The organism is Streptomyces sp. NPDC002104 (genome assembly GCF_053593795.1).
This window is the reverse complement of record NZ_JBSFDF010000025.1, coordinates 26633-48471: the sequence shown is the minus strand read 5'-3', so window position 1 is coordinate 48471 and position 21839 is coordinate 26633. Positions and strand designations below refer to the sequence as shown.

Here is a 21839-nt window from a genome sequence, read left to right as displayed (position 1 = left end):
GTTTGCACCGTGGACAAGAAGAACGCTCTGCGCGCCGGCGCCGTCACGGCCGGAACGACGCTGATGATGCTGCTGATGACGTCTCCCGCCCTCGCGGTCACCCGTGACGACGGCGACGACCCGGGTCCGGGCCTGAGCGTCGCCCAGACGCTCGGCCTCTACGTGGCCACGCCGATCGTGCTGTTCCTGATCATCGCCGGTCTGGTGATGGTCGGCGACAAGTCGCGCAAGACGCAGAGCGAGAACTGAACGAGAACCGAGCGAGACCGAACCACAGACTGAACGAAGGCGCCGGATGTCCTTGAGGACACCCGGCGCCTCGTCGTACCCGGGCCCGGCTACGGAACCCCCGCCATCACCTTGCGCAGCAGGGCGGTGAGCGTCGCGGTCTCCGCCTCGTCCAGCCCGGTGAGCGCCTCGCGCTGCACCTCCAGCCCCGCCGTGACGGCCTCGTCGATGAGCGCGAGGCCCCGGTCGGTGATGGTCACCCGCAGCCCCCGCCGGTCGTCCGGATCGGGGCTCCGGCGCAGCAGCCCGGCCTTCTCCAGCTTGTCCAGCCGTCCCGTCATCCCGCCCGTGGTGAGCATCAGCGTGGCCGAGAGCTGGCGGGGGGAGAGGGTGTACGGGGCTCCGCTGCGGCGCAGCGTGGCGACGACGTCGAACTCCCCGCGCGAGATTCCGTAGCGCCCGTAGGCCTTTTCCATCGCGTCGCCCATGGCTTTGGAGATCCGGTAGATCCGTCCGAAGACGGCCATGGGCGTGGTGTCCAGCTCGGGTCGTACCGCGAACCACTGGTCCGCGATCGCGTCGACCGCGTCGACGGGGGCTTTGTCGGTCATGGGCGCAGTATCCGGCTTCCGCTCGTTCGGTGGCAAGAAAGTTGCTTGCGAAAAAGTAGCTTAACACTAAGCTACTTTCAAGTGAGCTACTCGCCGAGCCGCCGAGCCGCTCGTCCCTGCCACAGGAGCGTCCGTCATGAAGCGCATCGCCACCATCGCCCTGACCGCCCTGGCCCCCGTCTCCTGGGGCTCCACCTACTTCGTGGCCTCCGAGCTGCTGCCGCCCGACCGGCCGCTGTTCACCGGCGTGATGCGCGCCCTGCCCGCCGGGCTGCTGCTCACGGCCCTCGCCCGGAAGCTGCCCACGGGCCAGTGGTGGTGGAAGGCCGCCGTCCTCGGCGGGCTCAACATCGGCGCCTTCTTCCCGCTCCTGTTCCTCTCCGCCTACCGCCTGCCCGGCGGGGTCGCGGCCGTACTGGGCTCCCTGGGGCCGCTGTTCGTCGTGGGGCTCGCCGCGCTCCTCCTGGGCGAGCGGGCCCGGCTGCGGACCGTGGTCTGCGCCGTCGTGGCGGCCTTCGGCGTCGGCATGGTGGTGCTGACCGCGCAGGCGCAGCTCGACCCGGTCGGGCTGGTGGCCGGCGTCGTCTCCTCCGTGTCGATGGGTGCGGGCATCGTCATGACCAAGCGGTGGGGGCGCCCGGAGGGCGTCGGCCCGCTGGCCATGACCGGCTGGCAGCTCACCGCGGGCGGACTGATCATCATCCCGGTCGCCGCACTGGTGGAGGGAGCGCCGCCGGCCCTCGACGGCAAGGCCTTCCTCGGCTACGGCTACATGATGCTGATCAACACCGGCATCGCGTACTGGCTCTGGTTCCGCGGCATCGGGCAGCTCACCGCCACCTCCGTCACCCTCCTCGGCCCGCTCTCGCCGCTCACGGCCGCCGTCATCGGGTGGGCCGCCCTGGGCCAGGCCCTGTCGCCGGTGCAGGTGCTGGGCATGGTGATCGCCTTCGGCGCCACCGTCGCGGGCCAGCTCGCGGCCGGCCCCGCGCGACGGCCGAAGACCGGACCTTTCACTTCCGCTGAAGAAACCCATCGAAATGTTTCGATGGACCTGACGGGTGCCCCGGTGCGACGGTAGACCGACGAACCGACACTCCGAACCCCGAGGGGGAGACACACCGTGGCCGTCATGGACCCAGTCCGCACCGTCCCGCAGGAAGCAGCACCCGGCAAGGCGAAGAAGGGGGCCGCCGGTCTCGGCGTCCTCCTCGCCCTGCTCGCGACGGTCGTCTGGTCCGGCAGCTTCGTCGCCACCCGCGGCATGGCCGACAGCATCCCGCCCGTCCAGGCCGTGTTCTGGCGCTGGGTGATCGCCACGGTGGCCGTCGCCCCTTTCGCCGCCCGGCAGGCCTGGCAGCAGCGGGCCCTGCTCCGCAAGCACTTCGGCTACATCGCCCTGGCCACGCTCTTCGGCGTCACCCTCTACAACACCCTCGTCCACCAGGCCGGCCTGACCACCTCCGCGTCCAACATGGGCATGATCATGGCCGCCTCGCCGGTCATCATGGCCCTGTACGCCCGGCTCGGCGGCGAGAAGCTCGGAGCCCGGCGCACCTTCGGCCTGGTCCTCGCCGCCCTCGGCGTGCTGCTCCTGGTCGGCAAGGGATCCATCCGCTTCGACTTCGCCGCCGGCGACCTGTGGATGTTCGGCGCCGCCCTGTCCTTCGCCACGTACAGCGCGCTCCTCAAGCGCAAGCCCGCCGAACTGGGCGGCCTCGCCTTCCTGCTGACCACCTTCGTCCTCGGCGCCCTGATGCTCGCCCCCGCCTACGCCGTGTCCGTCGGCGTCCAGGGCGGCTTCCAGGTCACCCCCTCCACGGCCGGAATGCTCCTGTACGTCGGCGTCTTCTCCTCCGCCGTCGCCTTCTTCGCCTGGAACAAGGCCGTCTCGATGATCGGCGCCGCCCGCGCCGGAGTCGTCTACTACCTCCAGCCGGTCTGCGTCGCCGGCCTCGGTCTGCTGCTCCTCGGCGAGACGACCGGCCCGACGCAGCTCCTGTGCATGGCGCTGATCCTGGGCGGCGTGGGTCTGGGTGCCCGGCGGTAGGTTCGGTCCCATGATCGAGTGGGACATCAAGAAGCTGCGGATCCTGCGGACCCTCGCCGAGCGGGGGACCGTGACCGCGACGGCCGAGGCGCTGCACATGACGCCCTCGGCCGTTTCGCAGCAGCTGACCAACCTGGCCAGGATGCTGGGGGTCCCGCTGCTGGAGGCCCAGGGGCGCCGGGTCCGGCTCACCGACGCGGCGCAGCTGGTACTGCGGCACGCGGAGGCCGTGTTCGCGCAACTGGAGCGGGCCGACGCGGAACTCACCGGATACCTCGCGGGGGAGGCGGGCGAGGTGCGGATCGGCGCCTTCTCCACCGCCGTACCGGTCCTCGTGGTCCCGGCGGTGGCCGCGCTGAGGCGCTCGCACCCCGGCGTGGAGGTCCGCGTACGGGAGACCGAGGCCGCCGAGTCCTACGAGCTGCTGTCCGCCGGGGTCGTCGACCTCGCGCTCTCCCTCGCCGCCCACGCCCCGACCGCGCGGGACCCCCGCTTCACCCGCAGGACCCTGCTCGAGGACCCCCTCGACGTGGCGCTGCCCCCGGACCACCCGCTGGCGCGGGCGGGCGAGCTGCGGCTCGCGGACCTGTCCGGGGACCCGTGGATCTACGGCGGCTCCGGGCCCTGGTCGGAGATCACCCGCAACGCGTGCGAGGCCGCGGGCTTCGTCCCGGAGCAGGCCCACTCGGCGTCCGGCTGGACGGCGATCCTCGCCATGGTGGAGGCCGGCATGGGGGTGGCCCTGGTGCCCCGCATGGTGGCGAGCCGCGCCTCCGGCGTCGCCGTGCGCGTGCTGTCCCGGGACCGGCCGACCCGGCACGTCATCGCGGCCCTGCGGCGCGGCTCGGAATCGGCGCCGGCCGTGTCCCACGTCCTGGCGGCCCTACGGGCCGTCGCCGCGGCCCGGCCGTAGCCGCCCCGCAGGGCGCGGGCACGGGGCCGGGCGGGGCCGGAGGGTCCGGCACCGCCCGGCGTCCGGGCTCCGGTCAGGCCTGGGCTGCGGCAGCCGCGTCGGCCGCCTGGGCGCGCAGCGCGCGCTCCACGCCCGCGCGGGACTCCGAGACGAGCCGGCGCAGGGCCGCGTTCGGCTCGGCCGAGGCCAGCCAGGCGTCCGTCGCCGCGAGGGTCTCCGCGGAGACCTGGAGGGACGGGTAGAGCCCCACCGCGATCTGCTGCGCGATCTCGTGGCTCCGGGTCTCCCAGACCTCCTTGACCGCAGCGAAGTACTTCGCCGTGTACGGGGCGAGGAGCTCGCGCTGGTCGGTCTGGACGAAGCCCCCGATCACCGCCTCCTGCACCGCGTTCGGCAGCGAGTCGCCCTCGACGACCGAGGCCCACGCCTCCGCCTTGGCCTCCGCCGTCGGACGCGCGGCCCGCGCGGTCGCCGCGTGCCGCTCGCCCGCCGCGGTCCTGTCCCGCTCCAGCTCGGCCGCGATGGCCGGCTCGTCGGCGACACCCGTGGCCACCAGCCGCTCCAGGAACGCCCAGCGCAGCTCGGTGTCCACGGCCAGGCCCTTGACCTCGGCGGAGCCGTCGAGCAGCGCCCCCAGGTAGGTCAGCTGCTCCTCGGTGCGGGCCGTCGCCGCGAAGGCGCGGGCCCACGCCAGCTGGTGGTCGCTGCCCGGCTCGGCCGCACGCAGGTGCTCCAGCGCGGCCTCCGTCCAGACGGCCAGGCCCTGGTCGCGCCAGGCCGGGTCGGCGTACAGCTCCACGGCCAGCTTGACCTGGCGGTGCAGCGACTGGACGACGCCGATGTCGGACTCCTTGCCGATGCCCGACAGGACGAGGGCGAGGTAGTCGCGGGTGGCCAGTTCGCCGTCGCGGGTCATGTCCCAGGCCGAGGCCCAGCACAGTGCGCGCGGCAGCGACTCGGTGAAGTCGCCCAGGTGCGCGGTGACGTTGGCCAGGGACACCTCGTCGAGGCGGACCTTGGCGTACGACAGGTCGTCGTCGTTCAGCAGCACCACGGCCGGACGGGTCCGGCCGATCAGCTCGGGCACGGCCGTCAGGTCGCCGTCGATGTCCAGCTCGATGCGGTCGCCGCGCACCAGCTTGCCGTCGGTCAGCTCGTACAGGCCGACCGCGATGCGGTGCGGCCGCAGGACCGGCTCGCCCTTGGCGCCGGCGGGCAGCGCCGGGGCCTCCTGGCGGACGGCGAAGGCGGTGATGGCACCGTTCTCGTCCGTCTCGATCTCCGGGCGCAGGATGTTGATGCCGGCCGTCTCCAGCCACGCCTTCGACCAGGCGGTCAGATCGCGGCCGGAGGTCTCCTCCAGGGCGCCCAGCAGGTCCGACAGGCGGGTGTTGCCGAAGGCGTGCGCCTTGAAGTACGCCTGCACGCCCTTGAAGAAGGCGTCCTGGCCGACGTAGGCCACGAGCTGCTTGAGGACCGAGGCGCCCTTGGCGTAGGTGATGCCGTCGAAGTTGACCAGGACGTCGTCCAGGTCACGGATGTCGGCCATGATCGGGTGGGTGGAGGGCAGCTGGTCCTGCCGGTACGCCCAGGTCTTCATGGAGTTGGCGAAGGAGGTCCAGGCGTGCGGCCACTTCGAGCCCTCCGCGTACGCCTGGCAGGCGATGGAGGTGTAGGTGGCGAACGACTCGTTCAGCCACAGGTCGTTCCACCACTCCATGGTGACGAGGTCGCCGAACCACATGTGCGCGAGCTCGTGGAGGATCGTCTCGGCGCGCGTCTCGTACGCCGCGTCCGTCACCTTCGAGCGGAAGACGTACTGGTCGCGGATGGTGACCGCGCCCGCGTTCTCCATGGCGCCCGCGTTGAACTCCGGCACGAAGAGCTGGTCGTACTTCGCGAAGGGGTAGTCGTACGCGAACTTCTCCTGGAACCAGGTGAAGCCCTGCCGGGTCACGTCGAAGATCGCGTCGGCGTCGAGGAACTCGGCGAGCGAGGGACGGCAGTAGATGCCGAGCGGGACGGACTGCCCGTCCGTGCCCTCGTAGGAGCTGTGCACCGCGTGGTACGGGCCGACGATCAGGGCCGTGATGTACGTGGAGATGCGCGGGGTCGGCTCGAAGCGCCAGACGTTGTCGGCCGGAACCGCGGGCGTCGGGGAGTTCGAGATGACCGTCCAGCCCTCCGGGGCCGTCACGGTGAACCGGAACGTCGCCTTCAGGTCGGGCTGCTCGAAGTTCGCGAACACGCGCCGCGCGTCCGGGACCTCGAACTGGGTGTACAGGTACGCCTGCTCGTCGACCGGGTCGACGAAGCGGTGCAGACCCTCACCGGTGTTGGTGTAGGCGCAGTCGGCGACGACGCGGAGCTCGTTGGCCCCGGCCGCGAGGTGCGCGAGCGCGATCCGGGAATCCCGGAAGACGGCCGCGACGTCGAGGGACCTGCCGTTGAGGACGACCTCGTGCACGGCCGGGGCGACCAGGTCGATGAAGGTCTCGGCGCCGGCCTCGGCGGACTGGAAGCGCACGGTGGTCACGGAGGGGTACGTGCCACCCTCCTGCGCTCCGCTGAGATCGAGCTCGATCTCGTACGAGTCGACACTGAGCAGCTTCGCGCGCTGCTGAGCCTCTTCACGGGTCAGATTCGTGCCTGGCACGCGGTCATCTCCTTCGATGGTGACGTTCCGGCCCATCCTTCCACGCGGGATGGGCCACCGCGCCGGAGTAATCCACGGGCGAAACTCGACGTCCGATTTCCGCCAGCTCCGCACGGTCCGCCCCGCGCATCCTGAGCCCCATGACCACCCACGTGACCGCCCACACCGTGCTCGCCATCGCCCCCGCGGCCCTCGCCCGCCTGCGCGTCCTCGACGACGCCGGGCGGCCCTGCGCCCCGTACGAGGACCCGGAGGGCGGCGCTCCGCTGCGCTGCTGCCTGCGCCGCAGCGTCCCCGGCGAACGGATCGCCCTCGTCGCGTACGCCCCGCTGCGCCGCTGGGCCGCCGAGACGGGCGCCGATCCCGGGGCCTACGACGAGCAGGGCCCGGTGTTCATCCACGCCGCCGACTGCGGAGGACCGGTCCCCGGGGCCGGCCTGCCCTTCGCGCACCCCGGCGCCCTGCGCACGGCCCGCCGCTACGACGCCGCGGGCCACATCCTCGGCGGGCGGGTGCTCGACCTCGCCGGGGACCCGGAGGCGGTGATCGGCCGGGCGCTGGCGGAGGCCTTCGAGGACCCGCGGACCGCGCTCGTCCATGTCCGCGCGGCCGAGTTCGGCTGCTACCTCTTCGAGGTCCGCCGGGCTCGGGCCGTCTAGCGGTACCGGCACCGGGAACGCCGGAGGGCGGCACCGTCACGGTGCCGCCCTCCGCCGGTGCGCGCTGTGCGCGGATCAGCCGCGCAGCTCGTCCGCGACCAGCTCCGCGATCTGGACCGCGTTCAGCGCGGCACCCTTGCGGAGGTTGTCGTTGGAGAGGAACAGCGCGAGGCCGTTCTCGGTGGTCTCGTCGACGCGGATGCGGCCCACGTACGAGGCGTCCTTGCCGGCGGCCTGCAGCGGGGTCGGGATCTCCGAGAGCTCGACGCCCGGGGCGTCCTTCAGCAGCTCGTAGGCGCGCTCGACGCTCAGCGGACGGTCGAAGCGGACGTTGACCTGGAGGGAGTGGCCGGCGAAGACGGGCACGCGCACGCAGGTGCCCGAGACCTTGAGCTCCGGGATCTCCAGGATCTTGCGGGACTCGTTGCGGAGCTTCTGCTCCTCGTCGGTCTCGAAGGAGCCGTCGTCGACGATCGAGCCCGCGAGCGGGATCACGTTGTAGGCGATCGGACGCTTGTAGACGGCCGGCTCCGGGAACTCCACCGCGTCGCCGTCGAAGGTCAGCTGGTCGGCGGCCTCGGACACCGCGCAGGCCTGGCCCTTGAGCTCGGCGACGCCCGCCAGGCCAGAGCCGGACACGGCCTGGTAGGTGGTGGCGATCAGCGCGTTCAGGCCGGCCTCGTCGTGCAGCGGGCGCAGCACGGGCATCGCGGCCATCGTGGTGCAGTTCGGGTTCGCGATGATGCCCTTGGGGCGGTTCTTGATCGCGTGCGGGTTGACCTCGGAGACGACGAGGGGGACCTCGGGGTCGCGCCGCCAGGCGGAGGAGTTGTCGATCACGACGGCGCCCTGCGAGGCGACCTTCTCGGCGAGGGCCTTGGAGGTGGCGCCGCCCGCGGAGAAGAGCACGATGTCCAGGCCGGAGTAGTCGGCCGTGGAGGCGTCCTCGATGGTGATCTCGCGGCCCTCCCATTCGAGGGTGGAGCCGGCCGAACGGGCCGAGGCGAACAGCCGCAGCTCGTCCACCGGGAACTTGCGCTCGGCGAGGATGCCGCGCATGACTCCGCCGACCTGTCCGGTGGCTCCGACGATTCCGACCCTCACGGTGACTCCTCTTGGTACGTACGACGCGGGCGCGCGTGAAGCCATCATGCGTTCGACCCCACGAGCCTTGTCCAATCCATTGTCCGTACTACGGACGATCTGCGGCGCGGAACGGGCCGCGGCCGGGCCGCGGGCCGGTCAGTCGCGGACCCGGAGGCTCCATTTTCCGGAGGCGCGGACGGAGACCGGGCCGGGCGGCAGATCGTGGACCCCCGGCCCGGTGCAGAGCCTGTCCCCGGGGAACAGGTGCTCGTCCAGGGCGAACAGCGGGGTGACCATGCCGTCGTGCCGGACCTCCGCCCTCGCCCCCCTGCCCGGCACCAGCACGACCTCCGGGCCCCGCCCGGACAGCTTCCGGTCCAGCACCGGGGCGGTGTTCAGGGGCCGCACGTCGAGCTCCCACGCGATGGCCTCGGGAGCCTCCAGCTGGACGTGGCACACCCCGCCGGGGCCCACGGCGAGCGGGCCCGTCACCGGGTGCCGGTGGTTGGGCTGCGCGACGAGGTGGCCGAGCCCGTCCTCCCGGACGGTCATCACCTTCAGCCAGGCGTCGTCGCCCCCGCGCCCGCGCCGGACCCCGAGCAGGGCCGGCGGGCCGGCGTACGACAGGACGGCGGAGCCCTGCCCCGAGGCGCCGGACCGCAGCGCCCGGGCGGTCCCGGCCGGGCGCAGCCGCAGCCGCCAGCGGCAGTTCGCCTCGACGCGCAGCCGGATGATCCGGGAGCCCCGGCCGAAGGCCAGCTGCTGCCCCCGCAGGCCGTTGGAGGCGCGGTAGAACAGCTGGACCGGGTCGTCCGGATCATCGATCCGGAGGCAGGTGAACCAGGTGTGGGAGTCCGTGGGGCCGAGCGTCTCGTACTCCAGCAGCGCCGGACCGCCGGGGTCCGGGTGCACCAGGGTGAGGACCTGCTCGCCGTAGCCCTCGTGCAGCCCGTCGGCCTCGGACCAGCCGCCCGGCGGCCCGTGCTCCACGGGGGCGTGCTCCACGAGGGCCGGGAAGGCGGCCGGAGCGGCTGGGGAGGCGGCCGGAGCGGGCGGGGAGGCGGCCGGAGCGGGCGGGGGCACCTCGGCCACGGGGCCTGCGGTGCCCGCGGAGGGGCCCGCGGTGCCTGGCGCGGTGGCCGGGCCGGACCCGGGGGCCGCGCCGGCCGCGCTGACCTTGTCGACCTCGGTCGGTACGGGACCGTCCACCGGGGGCGCCGGGGCGGCCGGGAGCGCCTGCGGCCGGATGCCGTAGTCGGCGGCGAGGGCGTCCGGGCCGCCGGTGTAGCCCTGGCCCACCGCGCGGAACCGCCAGGCGCCGTTGCGGCGGTAGCACTCGCCGAGCACCAGCGCGGTGTCCATCGCCGCGTCCGTCACCTCGTACCGGGCCATCGGCGTGCCGTCGCCGGCCGCCACCTCCACGGACAGCCCGTCGACCGCTCCGAAGGTGCCCCCGGCCGTGAGGGCGGCGATCAGGATCCGCTGCACGGAAGGTTCCACGTCGTCGGGGTCCACCTCCAGCCGCTGGACGAGCAGCCCGCCCTCCTCGGCTCCGCCGAGGTGCCGTACCGCGCCGGAGGGGTGCCGGGGTCCGGCCGCCAGGAGGACGTCGGCGTCGTCCCGGACCCGGCCGACGGCGTCCAGCAGGATCGCCGCGCCGGCCACGGCCGGGGTTCCGGGCCGGGCCGTGCGCGCCACGGTGATGCGGAACGGGCCGGTGGTCAAAGGGGCGTTGGCCCCTCTTCGTATGTTCGGCATACCGGCATCCTGCCACCGGGCGGGCCCGGGCAGCGCGAAGGGGCCGGCGCCTCGGGCGCCGGCCCCTCCGTCATGCGGTCAGCAGGTCTCGGCCGTTACGGCAGGACCTTCTCGATCTGCACGCTGCCGGTGCCGGCGGCGGTGCCGCGGGCGTTGAGCAGCTTGACCTCGCCGAAGAACTGGCGGCCTTCCGGGGCGGCGCTGTTGACCAGCACGTTCGCGGAGACAGTCGCCGAGGCGCCGTTGGCGAGGTTGACCGCGGCGGCCTCGTCGACCTGGACGGAGCCCAGGGCGGCCGAGTAGTAGACGTCGCGGTAGTCGTACGTGGTGGAGCCGGACGGGATCGCGTAGCCGAACACCTCGACGGTGTAGGTGCCCGCGGCCGGGTTGAGGAGCGTCACGGCCTCCTCGGAGTCGCCGTCGGCGGAGGTGCCGACCTTGACGCCGTCCTTGTACACGTCCAGGTCGAGGTCGGCGGCGGCGTCGGAGACGTTGCCGATCGCGATGTCGAGGCGGGAGACGCCCTCGCCGATCGTGACCTCGGTGGTGTGGGTCTCACCGGCGGCGATGGTCGGCTTGGCGACCTTCGCGGAGCCGAGGGCACCACCCTGGAGCTTGCCGCCGGAGATGGCGGCCCCGTCGTTCTTCACGGTCCACTGGACCGGCGCCGGGGTGCCCTGCTTGACCTCGGGGAGGACCTTGACCGCGGGGTCGAAGGCCGCACCGAGCACGGAGACGTCCAGCTTGAACGGGTTGTCGAGCAGCGGCGACGTACGGCGCGACTCGACCTCGATCTCCCAGACGCCCGGCTGCGGGTTCGGGTACGAACGCAGGTCGGGGCGGCACAGGTTGGCCGGGTTGTCGTAGTTCGGGTAGCACTGGGTCGTCGCGCTGTCCTCGACGCCCACACCGTACGGGTGGATCGAGATGAAGCGGGTCTGGCTGTTCGCCGCGAGTCCGCCGAGGGCGACCTCGAGGGTCTTCGCGCCCGCCGGGACGGTCACGAAGTACGACTTGTGGCTGTTGCGCTGCACGGACGAGGTGTCCGAGTAGGCGTACGCCGGCTTGGCCAGCGGGGTGGAGACGACGACCGTGGAGAGGATCTGCTTGTCGATGCCCTCGGTGGTGGGGTCGTCGAGCTGCAGGATGCCGCTGTGGACGCCGGCGGTCTTGGCCTTGGCCTCGACCTTGATGGTGACGGGCTTGTTCAGGGGCAGGGTGACGTAGTCGTAGCCGCCGATGACCTTGAAGGTGCCGTCGTTGTTGCGCCAGCTGAGCTGGTGCGGGGTGCCGTACTTGACGCCCGTGGTGCGGGTGACGACGACGTCGTAGACCTTCTTCTGGCCGACCTTCAGGCCGCCCTCGCGGTCGTAGACGCCGGTGCCGAAGCCCGGGGTCTTCAGGAACTGGTCGATCGCGGTGTCGACCGGGGCCTTGACGGTGAACTCGTTGGCCTTCGCGCCGCGCTGGATGGACTCCCACGCGCCGGGGATGTTGATCAGGCCCGCGCCCTGGGCGTGCGCCGGGACGTCGTCGATCTTCTTCGCGCTGCTGGTGAGCGCGATGCGCAGGGCCGCCGGGGTGAGGGCGATCTTCTGCTGCTTGGCGGCCGAGATCAGCAGGGCGCTGGCGCCCGCCGCCTGCGGCGAGGACATCGAGGTGCCCTGGAGCATGCCGTAACCGGCCGGCAGGTTGTAGCCGGCCTCCTTCACCGGTGCACCGGGCAGCCAGGTCTGGATGGAGTTGATCGACGCGCCGGGGGCGGTGATCGTCGGCGTGAACCCGCCGTCCTCACGCGGACCGCGGGAGGAGAAGGGGAACATGTTGTACTTCTTGGTCACGCCGGAGCCGTAGTTGGCCGCCCAGGTCTCCTTGGAGACCGCCGCACCGACGGAGATGACCTTGTCCGCGAGACCGGGGTCGCCGATGGTGTTGATGCCGGGGCCCTCGTTGCCCGCCGAGATGACGAGCTGGACACCGTAGGTGTCGATGAGGTTCTTGTAGAGCTCGGAGCGCGCGTTGTTGCCGTCGTTCAGGGCCGGCAGGCCGCCGATCGACATGTTGACGATGTCCACACCGCGGTTGACGACGAGGTCGATCATGCCCTCGGTCAGCGCGATGTTGGTGCAGCCGCCGGACCAGGAGCAGGCGCGCGAGGAGACGATCTTGGCGCCGGGCGCCTCGCCGTTCATCGCCCCGCCGAACAGGCCGTTGGCGGCGGTGATGCCCGCGACGTGCGTGCCGTGCTCGGACTCGATGATGCCGACGTTGACGAAGTCGGCCTTCTTGCCGACCCAGTCACCGCCCAGCGGGTCCATCGGGACGTCCTTGCGGATCTCGATCACGAACGGAATGCGCTCGGCGACGTCGGTCGCCGGGTTGTCCGTGCCGAAGTAGCCGATCTGGTAGCCGTCCTTGTACGGCTTCATCGGCTCGTTGTTCGTGAAGTCGTTGTCCTGGTCGGTGTCGACGCGGACGGTCCCGGCGACCGGGTCGTAGAGCAGGCCGAACCGGTCGGTGGTGTCCCCGTCCCGGTTGACGTCGCCCTTCATGTCACCGGTCGCGGTGATCGACTCGGTGAAGCGGCTCCACTGGAACGAGCCCTCGGGGGCCTTCCAGGTCCCGCCGCCCGCGGTGAAGGTGCCACCGGCGACCGGGGTGATCTGCGCCCGCCAGGTGGCGTCGTTGTCGGCGAGCGGGTCGGTCGCGGTGACCCAGTCGACGATCTTGCGCTCGCCGGTGGTGGTCTTCTGGAGCGCGGGGTGACCGAGGTCGACACCCGAGTCCAGGACACCGATGGTCACGCCGCGGCCGTCGGCCTTGGGGTTCTTCTTGAGGAAGTCCAGCGAACCCGTCTCGAAGGACGGGTTGTACGGGTTCTTCGCCGGGGTGTTCTTGTCCGGGCCGGGGTAGGTCTCGGCGGCGGTCCGCTTCACCGTCCCCGTCTCGCGGTCCGCGTCCGGACGGGGGTCCGGAAGCTGGATCTCGTGCCGCAGGTCGATGCCGTGCACGGTGGACAGCTTGGCGGCCGCCTTCAGCGCGGCCTCCGCCTTGTCGGTCGGCAGGGTGGCCCGCACGTAGCCGAGCTTGTCGTACGTCTGGCCCACCGAGGCGCCCTGGACGTCGTCGAGCTGCTTGGCCACTTGCTGGGTCTCGCCGGGGGCCGTGGCGACCATGACCGTGACGGTCTTCTCGCCCTTGGTCTTGGCTTCCTGAAGCAGTTCGGCATCGGCCGAGCCGAGCTTCTCGTCGGCCGACTTCACGGCGGGGTTGGGCGCGGGGGTGTTCGTGCCGGTCGCCGCGAAGACGGGCATGGCACCGGTGGCCGCGAGGGCGGCCACCAGGCCGGCCGCGGCCGCGACGCGCGCGGCGCGCCGGGCCCCGGGTATGGCGCCGTCTTTGGAACGAGCGGGGGAGTCGAGGGTCATCAGCATCCCTGGCTAAGTGAAAGGTACGGTCCGGATTTCGGTGCCGGATGACCGGTCAGCCTCGCGTAAGTGACAGCTCTTTGGGGAGAGTTGTCACGGACCGATACCTGCCGTGGCGGACACCCGCCAGCTCGGGACATACGCCAGAAGGCCCGTACCGGGGTGAACGGGTACGAACCTTCGGGGTGGAACGTGGATTTGTAGACTCCCCGACCGTGCGCCGGTGGCGGGGCGGGCGGCGGTCTCAGATCGGGTGTGACAACTTCGGCGCGTTCAGCGCTCGCGCGTGCGCGCGTAGTGACGGGACGCCTTCGCCCGGTTTCCGCAGGCCGACATCGAGCACCAGCGGCGGGTGCCGTTGCGCGAGGTGTCGTGGAAGCGCAGGACGCAGGTCTCGGAGGCGCACTTGCGGATCCGGCCGGGGTCGGAGCCCAGCAGTTCCAGGTAGTCGCGGGCGGCCGTCCAGGCCGGGCCCCAGGTCGGGTCGTCGAACTCGGTCCGCTCCCCGGGCCCCTCGGCGGTCAGGGTCGCCCTGATCCGCCCGTGCTCCAGGACGGCGTCGACCAGGGCGCGGGCGCTCTCGTCGGCGGGGTCCGCGACCGCGCGGGCCAGTGCCTCGCGGGCGGTGAGCAGGTGGACCAGGGTCGCGGCGTCCGCGCGGAAGCGGCCGGCCAGCCCGGCGCTCTCCAGCCAGAGCGCCAGCCCTTCGACGCGGGTGAGCCCGAAGGCCCCCGCGAAGAGGTCGACGGCCTCGCCCTCCTGGACCCACCGGGTGTTGATCAGGTCCAGGGCCACCGGTTCCCCGGTCAGGGGTCGTGGGTCCGCCGTCGTCTTGTCCGCCGCCGTCATGTCCGCCTCCTCGTGGCACTAACCCTTCAAGAGTACGTGAGCGGTTGACTCCTCGATCTCTAACCATTAATCTCAATTTAGAAGGTTAGAAATTGAGTGGTTTCCGGGAAAGGAACCGTTGTGACGACCGTCATCAGCAAGCTGCGCACCGGCCACGTGGGCCTCAACGTCACGGACCTGGCCCGGTCGCTCGTGTTCTACCGGGACGGCCTCGGCTTCGAGCTGCTCGGCGAGGGCACCGAGGAGGACCGGCGCTTCGCGTTCCTCGGCCAGGACGGCGAGCTCGTCCTGACCCTGTGGCAGCAGGCCGAGGGGGCCTACGCGCCCGGCGCGGCCGGACTGCACCACCTGGCGCTCTCCGCGGACGCCATCGAGGAGGTCAGGGCGTACGAGGAGCGGCTGCGCGACCTGGGCGTCGACTTCGCCTACGAGGGGGTCGTCGCCCACGGCGAAGGGGCGGCCTCCGGCGGGATCTTCTTCCACGACCCCGACGGGACCCGTCTGGAGATCTCCGTGCCGAGCGGCGCCGAAGGCGCCGAGGCTCCCACTGCGGGGGCCCCGACCTGCGGGTTCTTCTAATGTCCGGGTACCACTGGGGCTCGCTGGCCGTCCAGGAGCGGGTCGGTGTCCGCGAGCACGCCGTGCACGTCGGCCGGTCCGTCACCCCGCACATCAAGGACGTGGCCGCGGCCTTCCTGGGACTGCAGCCGCACCTGGTCGTCGGCGCGGCCGACGGCGGGGGCCGGTTCTGGGCCTCACTGCTGACCGGCGCCCCCGGGTTCGTACGGGCCACCGGGCCGGACCGGATCGCGGTCAAGGGGGGCGTCCCCGAGGGTGATCCGCTCGCCGGGGCGCTGGCCACCGCCGGCACCCGGGTCGGGACCATCTCCCTCGACCCGCGCACCCGGCGCCGGATGCGGCTGGGGGGAACCCTGGAGGTGACCCCCGGCGGGTTCGCGCTGTCGGCCGAACGGGTCTTCGCCAACTGCCCCAAGTACCTCCAGAAGCGGCAGCCTGTCCAGCTCGCCGCCGATGGAGCCGGTGTCGTGCGGCGCGGGGACGCGCTCACCCCCGACCAGGAACGGGCCGTCCGCGCCGCCGACACCTTCTTCGTCGCCACGTCCGCGGGGGAGGACGGGGCCGACGCGAGCCACCGGGGCGGAATGCCGGGCTTCGTCGAGGTGCTGTCCCCGACGGAACTGGCCTGGCCCGACTACGCGGGCAACGCGATGTTCCTGACCCTGGGGAACCTGCTGGCCGATCCGCGGGCCGGGCTGCTGTTCCCCGACTGGGAGAGCGGGGCGGTGCTCCAGCTCAGCGGGCGGGCGGAACCCGAGTTCGGGGCGGGCGGGGACCGGCGGGTCCGGTTCCGGATCGAGTCGGTGGTGGAGAGCGTGCACCCGGGGCGGCTGCTGTGGAGCGCCCCGGAGTACTCGCCGGCCAATCCGGCGCTGCCCGCGCCGCCTTGGCGGCCTGCGCGGTAGGCGCTCCGGCGGCAGGCCCCTCGGCCGTGGGCCCCTCAGCAGCGGGCCCCTCAGCAGTGGGCCCGTCACCTGGGCAGGACGACGAGGTAGGCGGCGGGCTCGCGGTCGGCGGAGGCCGTCAGGGCGGTCCGTACGACCGCCGCCTGCTGCTCGGGCCAGTCGCGGAGCTTGCGCGGGGTGATGTGCAGGACGGTGATCCCGCACCGCTCCAGGGTCTCCCGCTTGCGCACGGACTCCGTCCACGCCTCGTCCTCGCCCTGGCGCGGGGCCCGGGTGTCGATCTCCACGGCCACCGCCTGCTCCGGCCAGTACGCGTCGACCCCGCCCAGGTGCGGGCCGCCGGGCAGCCGCAGGTCCACGTTCCAGACGGGCTCGGGGAGCTCGAAGCCCCGTACGAGCTGGTACAGCCGGTCCTCGGCGATGGCCCGCCCCTCGGCGAGCAGCGATTCGACGGCGTCCACCACGTGCGGGCGGTTCAGCAGCCGGGCCACCGTCAGCTCCCGCACCACGGCCGCCGGTTCGCAGTGCCCGGCGCGGACGGCTTCGCTGAGCAGGCGCCGGACCGTACCGGCGTCGGAGAGGTGGGCGACGGCGTCGGCGACGGCGCGGGCGACGGGGGCGACCGGCAGCCCGGTGACCTCCACCGGCCGGGGCGGGGTGTGCGCCCGGACGATGCGGACCTCTCCGGCGGAGCGCAGCCGGCGGGTGTTCGGGACGAGCACGTCGATCTGCGGGAGGCCGAGCAGGGCGGGGACGGAGGAGAACCGGTACAGGGCGAGGGCGGCCAGCCCCGTGATCATGACCTCGTCCCCCCGGCGGCCCGCGTAGAGGAGCGCCGCGTGCAGCCGCTCCTCGCTCGTCGCGGGCCCGGAATGGAGCAGGAACACCCCCGGCAGGATCTGCTGCCAGGACCGCTCGGCGGCGTCGGAGGCGGTGACCCCGTGCTCGCGGAGCTGGGTCAGCGACAGCACGCGGGGGCGGTTGTCGGTGAGGTGGGCGAGGGGGAGGGGTGCGTTGTGGTTCATGACGCTGAGATTCCCTCAGGCCATGGCCTCGCTAACCCCTGTTACACATCCGTCGGCAAATCGGGACAAGACGGGGCTAAAGTACGGACGTTCGACTGCCGATGGCACACGCCGCTGACCAGCCCGGGTGCCGCCATCCGGGGCGCACACACCGGCGGGGCCGGAAAAACCGGCCCCGCCGGGGTTTGAGGCGCGGGTCAGCCCGCGGCCACGTCGCAGGCCTGGGCGCGCAGCGCACGGGCCAGGTCGTCACGGGACTCCAGGACCAGGCGCCGCAGCGCCGGCGCGGCCGACTCGTGCGCCGAGAGCCAGGCGTCCGTCGCGTCCAGGGTCTCCTGGGAGTCCTGGAGGGACGGGTACAGCCCCCGCACCACGTCCATGCCGATCTGGATCGACCGGTCGGCCCAGATCCGCTCGATGGCGGCGAAGTAGGGCTTCGTGTACGGCGAGAGCAGGGGCCGCTGCGAAGAGCGCTGCATGCCCGCGATCGTCGCCTCGACCAGCGCGTTCGACAGCGCGTCCGACTCGACCACAGCGGCCCACGCCTGGTCCTTGACCGCCGCCGACGGCCGCGCCGCCAGGCACCGGACCTGGTGCCGCTTGCCCGACGCCGTGTCGTCCCGGGCGAGTTCGGCCGCGACGACCTCCTCGCCGACCGCCCCGTGCGCGGCCAGCGGCAGCAGGAAGTCCCAGCGCAGCTCCTGGTCCACCTCCAGCCCGTCGATCCGCGCCGATCCCTCCAGCAGACCCAGCAGCAGCTGGAAGTCGCCCTCGGTCGCCGCGCCCGCCGCGAAGAAGCGGGCCCACGTGAGCTGGTGCTCCGACCCCGGCTCCGCGAACCGCAGTTCCTGCAGCGCGCACGCGGCCAGCACCTTGCCGCCCTGCTCCCGCCAGCCGGGCGCCGCGTAGTGGGTGACCGCGGTCAGCGCCTGCGCGTGCAGCATCTGCAGGACGCCGACGTCCGTCTCCCGGCCCGCGTGGGCCACGACGAGCGAGACGAAGTCCCGGGCCGGCATCAGCCCGTCGCGCGTCAGGTTCCACAGCGCCGACCAGCACAGCGCGCGGCTCAGCGGGTCCGTCACCGAGCCCAGGTGCGAGCGCAGCGAGGCCAGCGAGGCCTCGTCGAAGCGGATCTTGCAGTACGTCAGGTCCTCGTCGTTGACGAGCACCAGGGCGGGCTTCTCCTGCCCGGCCAGCTCGCCGATGACGGTCCGGGCCCCCGCGACGTCCGCCTCGGCCCGCGCGTAGCGCACCAGGGCGCCGTCCGGGTCCAGCCGGTACAGGCCCACCGCGACCCGGTGAGGACGGAGCTCGTCCCCGTCCTGGACCACCGCCAGCTCGGTCACCCGGCCGCCCGCGTCGCAGGTCACCACCGGGGTCAGCGCGTTCACGCCGGCCGTCTGCAGCCAGGCCCGCGACCACTCGGCCATGTCCCGGCCGGAGACCTCGGCGAGCACCGACAGCAGGTCGTCCAGGGTGGTGTTCCCGTAGGCGTTCGCCTTGAAGTAGCGGCGGGCGCCCTCCAGGAAGGCGTCCCGGCCCACGTACGCCACGAGCTGCTTGAGCACCGCCGCGCCCTTGGCGTAGGTGATGCCGTCGAAGTTCAGCTTCGCGTCCTCCAGGTCACGGATGTCGGCCGTGACCGGGTGCGTGGACGGCAGCTGGTCGGCCCGGTAGGCCCACGCCTTGCGGCTGTTGGCGAAGGTGACCCACGCCTGGTCGAAGCGGGTGGCCTCGACCAGCGCGAAGGAGCCCATGAAGTCCGCGAAGGACTCCTTCAGCCACAGGTCGTCCCACCACTTCATGGTGACCAGGTCGCCGAACCACATGTGCGCCATCTCGTGCAGGATCGTGTTCGCGCGCCGCTCGTACGAGGCCTGCGTGACCTTCCCGCGGAAGATGTACTCCTCCCGGAAGGTCACCATCCCCGGGTTCTCCATCGCGCCCAGGTTGTACTCCGGCACGAAGGCCTGGTCGTACTTCCCGAAGGGGTACGGGTAGTCGAAGATCTCGTGGAAGAGGTCGAAGCCCTGCTTCGTGACGAGGAACACCTCGTCCGCGTCGAAGTGCTTCGCCAGCCCCTTGCGGCAGATCGCGCCCAGCGGGATCGTCAGGTCCCCGCGGGTGTAGGAGTCCGTGACGTAGTGGTACGGCCCCGCCACCACGCACGTGATGTACGTGGAGATCGGCGCGGTCTCGGCGAAGCGCCGGGTCTGCCCCTCGCGGGACTCCTCGGCCCCGTTGCTCCAGACCTGCCAGCCCTCGGGCGCCGTCACCTCGAAGCGGTACGGGGCCTTGAGGTCGGGCTGCTCGAAGTTCGCGTACACCCGCCGGGCGTCGGCCGGCTCGTACTGGGTGTAGAGGTAGACCTCGCCGTCCTCCGGGTCCACGAAGCGGTGCATGCCCTCGCCGGTCCGGCTGTACGCGCAGTCGGCGTCGACCACGAGCACGTTCTCGGAGGCCAGCTCGTCCAGGGCGATCCGCGCGCCGTCGAAGACGACGGCCGGGTCCAGCTCGCGCCCGTTGAGGGTCACGGCGTTCACCCGGGGCGCGACGAGGTCCGCGAAGCTCGATGCCCCCGGAGCGGCGGCGCGGAAGCGCACGGTGGTCACCGAGCGGAAGGTCCTGGGTCCGTCGGCCGGTTCGGCCTCGTCCACCGCGGACCTCAGATCGAGGACCACCTCGTACCCGTCGACGGACAGCAGCTCGGCCCGTTCGCGGGCCTCGTCACGGGACAGATTCTCTCCGGGCACGTGCACTCCTTCGTGCGTGATCGCGATACCTGACCGAATCCTCCCACGGGGGAATGCGTGTGCGGCCGGAGCGGTTGGGCAGGGAGGAACGTTCCGATCTGAGGAGAGACATGGCTGACACCCAGGTGCGCGAGAAGACCGCTGTCGACTTCTGGTTCGACCCGCTCTGCCCCTGGGCCTGGATGACGTCCCGCTGGATGCTGGAGGTCGAGAAGGTCCGTGACGTCGAGGTCCGCTGGCACGTGATGAGCCTCGCGGTCCTGAACGAGAACAAGCTCGACGAACTGCCCGAGGTCTACCGGGACCTGCTCGGCCCCAAGGGCTGGGCCCCGGTCCGCGTGGTCGTCGCCGCCCAGCAGAAGTTCGGCGACGAGGTCACCGGCAAGCTCTACACCGCGCTCGGCACCCGCTTCCACAACGAGGGCACCGGCCCGACCCGTGAGGCGATCGCCGAGGCCCTGAACGAGGTCGGCCTGCCCGCCGAGCTCATCCACTTCGCGGACTCCGACGAGTACGACGAGGTCCTGCGCGACTCCCACAACGACGGCATCAACCGCGTCGGCCAGGAGGTCGGCACCCCGGTCATCTCCGTGCCGGGCGCCGACGGCGAAGAGGTCGCCTTCTTCGGCCCGGTCGTCACCCCCGCCCCCCGCGGCGAGGCCGCCGCCCGCCTCTGGGACGGCACCCTGCTCGTCGCCTCCACCCCGGGGTTCTACGAGATCAAGCGCACCCGCACGCAGGGCCCGATCTTCGACTAGTCGGACCAGCCCGGCGGGCTTCCGACTAGCAGGGGTCCGGTTCCTCCCTTAACGTCCCCCTATGGGGACTGGTCCGACACGGGAGGAACCGCTCGGCCGCAGCGGCGGCCGGGCGGAGCCCGCGATACCGAACGACAACGCCGCGCACGGCAGCCTGCCCGCACGCCCCCGAGACCGGGTGCTGCGGGCGGCCTGCGTTGCGGTGCCCCCGCTGTGGACGGCCCTCGGGGTCCGCCAGGCCGCCGGCACCCTGCGCCACTACCTCCGCGGCACGGGCCGCCCGTACCGGGTCGACGCGCGGGCGCTGCTCGCGGTGCCCGCCGTACGGCAGGACGTGGACCGGCGCCTGGCCGAGTGGCGGGAGGCCGCGCGGACGCTCGGCGAGCCCGGCGCGTACGCGGCCGACAGCGGCTGGCGCGGGGTGCTGATCACCCGGCGGGCCCGCGAGGGCGGCAGCGCGGACTGGTGGCTGGCCCTGCGCGGGGCCCAGTACCGGATCAGCGGCACGGTACGGGTCCACGAGGACGGCTCCGTGGTGAGCGACTACCGCTTCCAGGTGCACAAGAGCTGGAACTTCGACCGCGGCGAGTCCGAGTTCGGCGTCCCCTTCACCCCGTTCGCGCGGCTCCACGAGACGGGTCTGGCGCGGGAGTTCACGGTGGTCGGCGAGGTGGACGGCCTGGTGGACGCAGAGGACCCCCGCGAGTCACGTCCTCGCGGGGGCCTTCTGGTGGACACGCCCGCACGTGAAGGTTGAGAAGACGATCACGAGGCGGACGGCTGGTGGCGCCGATCAGCCCTTGGCGGGGATCAGCAGCGGGGTGTTGGCCTTGGCGTCGGCGTAGCGCTTGGCCACGTCCTGCCAGTTGACGACGTTCCACATCGCCTCGATGAAGTCCACCTTCTGGTTCTTGTACTGAAGGTAGAAGGCGTGCTCCCAGGCGTCGAAGACCAGGACCGGGGTGCTCGCGATGCCCACGTTGCCCTGGTGGTCGTAGACCTGCTCGACGACGAGGCGGCCGCTGACCGGCTCGTACGCCAGCACGCCCCAGCCGGAACCCTGGGTCGCGGAGGCGGCGAAGGTCAGCTGCTTCTTGAACTTCGCGAAGGAGCCGAAGGACTCGGTGATCGCGTCGCTCAGCTCGCCCAGGCCGTCGGCCGCGGTGGGCTCGCCGCCGCCCTCGCCGGTCTTCGGGCTGGCCATGTTGTGCCAGTAGATGCTGTGCAGGATGTGGCCGGAGAGGTGGAACGCGAGGTTCTTCTCCAGGCCGTTCAGCGCGCCCCAGTTCTCCTTCTCGCGCGCCTCCTCCAGCTGCTCCAGCGTGTTGTTGGCGCCCGTGACGTAGGCCGCGTGGTGCTTGTCGTGGTGCAGCTCGATGATCTGCGGGTTGATCACCGGCTCGAGAGCCGCGTAGTCGTAAGGAAGCTCAGGAAGCGTGTAGATGGCCATGCGTGTTATCCGGTCCCCTCAGCGTGCCAATCGCTTATTGCAATTAATGCGCAACTGCACGCTAGCAGTATCTATTCCGCAGCTCACGTAAGGGTCGCCTCTCTTGTCGGGACCTCGGAAACGCCGGAGGC

18 protein-coding genes are annotated in these 21839 nt (G+C 72.0%); 9 read left to right on the top strand and 9 right to left on the bottom strand.

All coding sequences use genetic code 11. The features are described from left to right. Positions 1-9: 9 nt before the first annotated feature. Positions 10-249: a hypothetical protein gene (locus ACWCP2_RS21605; RefSeq protein WP_450910204.1), complete on the top strand. Its 240-nt coding sequence runs from the start codon at positions 10-12 to the stop codon at positions 247-249. Between the two features lie 89 nt (positions 250-338). Here ACWCP2_RS21605 and ACWCP2_RS21600 read toward each other — a convergent pair whose 3' ends face one another. Continuing rightward, entirely contained in the window at positions 339-839 is a 501-nt protein-coding gene (locus tag ACWCP2_RS21600; protein WP_450910203.1) for a MarR family winged helix-turn-helix transcriptional regulator, read from the bottom strand. Between the two features lie 136 nt (positions 840-975). On the opposite strand from ACWCP2_RS21600, the gene ACWCP2_RS21595 reads away from it, so the two are divergent. Genes ACWCP2_RS21595 through ACWCP2_RS21585 form a run of 3 tightly spaced genes read left to right on the top strand, consistent with a single transcriptional unit; the run spans position 976 to position 3802 of the window. Then, positions 976-1920 carry an EamA family transporter gene (locus ACWCP2_RS21595; protein ID WP_450910202.1) on the top strand — a complete coding sequence of 315 codons (945 nt, stop codon included), beginning with the start codon at positions 976-978 and terminating at the stop codon, positions 1918-1920. 51 nt (positions 1921-1971) lie between these two features. Continuing rightward, positions 1972-2889, top strand: coding sequence for a DMT family transporter (locus tag ACWCP2_RS21590; RefSeq protein WP_450910201.1), 918 nt, complete (start codon positions 1972-1974; stop codon positions 2887-2889). A gap of 10 nt (positions 2890-2899) precedes the next feature. After that, on the top strand, positions 2900-3802 hold the full coding sequence (locus ACWCP2_RS21585) for a LysR family transcriptional regulator (protein ID WP_450910200.1): 903 nt from the start codon (positions 2900-2902) through the stop codon (positions 3800-3802). 73 nt (positions 3803-3875) lie between these two features. On the opposite strand, the gene pepN (ACWCP2_RS21580) is transcribed toward ACWCP2_RS21585, so the two are convergent. Next, positions 3876-6458, bottom strand: coding sequence for an aminopeptidase N (gene pepN / locus ACWCP2_RS21580; protein WP_450910199.1), 2583 nt, complete (start codon positions 6456-6458; stop codon positions 3876-3878). A 140-nt stretch (positions 6459-6598) separates the two neighbouring features. On the opposite strand from pepN (ACWCP2_RS21580), the gene ACWCP2_RS21575 reads away from it, so the two are divergent. Further along, on the top strand, positions 6599-7117 hold the full coding sequence (locus tag ACWCP2_RS21575; RefSeq protein ID WP_450910198.1) for a DUF1203 domain-containing protein: 519 nt from the start codon (positions 6599-6601) through the stop codon (positions 7115-7117). 75 nt (positions 7118-7192) lie between these two features. Here ACWCP2_RS21575 and ACWCP2_RS21570 read toward each other — a convergent pair whose 3' ends face one another. The 4 genes from ACWCP2_RS21570 to ACWCP2_RS21555 all read right to left on the bottom strand — a co-directional run bounded on the left by ACWCP2_RS21570 (position 7193) and on the right by ACWCP2_RS21555 (position 14238). Then, positions 7193-8221 carry an aspartate-semialdehyde dehydrogenase gene (locus ACWCP2_RS21570; protein ID WP_450910197.1) on the bottom strand — a complete coding sequence of 343 codons (1029 nt, stop codon included), beginning with the start codon at positions 8219-8221 and terminating at the stop codon, positions 7193-7195. 138 nt (positions 8222-8359) lie between these two features. Then, complete coding sequence (locus ACWCP2_RS21565; protein ID WP_450910196.1) at positions 8360-9961, bottom strand: TerD family protein; 1602 nt, start codon at positions 9959-9961, stop codon at positions 8360-8362. Positions 9962-10056: 95 nt separating this feature from the next. After that, positions 10057-13389, bottom strand: coding sequence for a S8 family serine peptidase (locus ACWCP2_RS21560; protein ID WP_450910195.1), 3333 nt, complete (start codon positions 13387-13389; stop codon positions 10057-10059). Positions 13390-13662: 273 nt separating this feature from the next. Further along, complete coding sequence (locus ACWCP2_RS21555) at positions 13663-14238, bottom strand: CGNR zinc finger domain-containing protein (protein ID WP_450910194.1); 576 nt, start codon at positions 14236-14238, stop codon at positions 13663-13665. Between the two features lie 120 nt (positions 14239-14358). Here ACWCP2_RS21555 and ACWCP2_RS21550 point away from each other — a divergent pair, with 120 nt between their 5' ends. Beyond that, on the top strand, positions 14359-14817 hold the full coding sequence (locus ACWCP2_RS21550; RefSeq protein WP_450910193.1) for a VOC family protein: 459 nt from the start codon (positions 14359-14361) through the stop codon (positions 14815-14817). Further along, a complete protein-coding gene (locus ACWCP2_RS21545) occupies positions 14817-15722 on the top strand; it encodes a pyridoxamine 5'-phosphate oxidase family protein (RefSeq protein WP_450910192.1) in 906 nt (301 codons plus the stop codon). The genes ACWCP2_RS21550 and ACWCP2_RS21545 overlap by 1 nt, the downstream gene beginning before the upstream one ends. A gap of 65 nt (positions 15723-15787) precedes the next feature. On the opposite strand, the gene ACWCP2_RS21540 is transcribed toward ACWCP2_RS21545, so the two are convergent. Continuing rightward, a complete protein-coding gene (locus tag ACWCP2_RS21540; protein ID WP_450910191.1) occupies positions 15788-16747 on the bottom strand; it encodes a hypothetical protein in 960 nt (319 codons plus the stop codon). Between the two features lie 197 nt (positions 16748-16944). Beyond that, entirely contained in the window at positions 16945-19500 is a 2556-nt protein-coding gene (gene pepN / locus ACWCP2_RS21535; RefSeq protein WP_450910190.1) for an aminopeptidase N, read from the bottom strand. Between the two features lie 110 nt (positions 19501-19610). Between pepN (ACWCP2_RS21535) and ACWCP2_RS21530 the strand changes: the two genes are divergently transcribed. Both ACWCP2_RS21530 and ACWCP2_RS21525 read left to right on the top strand, forming a co-directional pair. After that, a complete protein-coding gene (locus tag ACWCP2_RS21530; RefSeq protein WP_450910189.1) occupies positions 19611-20258 on the top strand; it encodes a mycothiol-dependent nitroreductase Rv2466c family protein in 648 nt (215 codons plus the stop codon). A 61-nt stretch (positions 20259-20319) separates the two neighbouring features. Next, complete coding sequence (locus tag ACWCP2_RS21525; RefSeq protein WP_450910188.1) at positions 20320-21015, top strand: hypothetical protein; 696 nt, start codon at positions 20320-20322, stop codon at positions 21013-21015. A gap of 36 nt (positions 21016-21051) precedes the next feature. Here ACWCP2_RS21525 and ACWCP2_RS21520 read toward each other — a convergent pair whose 3' ends face one another. Next, a complete protein-coding gene (locus tag ACWCP2_RS21520) occupies positions 21052-21708 on the bottom strand; it encodes a superoxide dismutase (protein WP_450910187.1) in 657 nt (218 codons plus the stop codon). Positions 21709-21839: the final 131 nt, after the last annotated feature.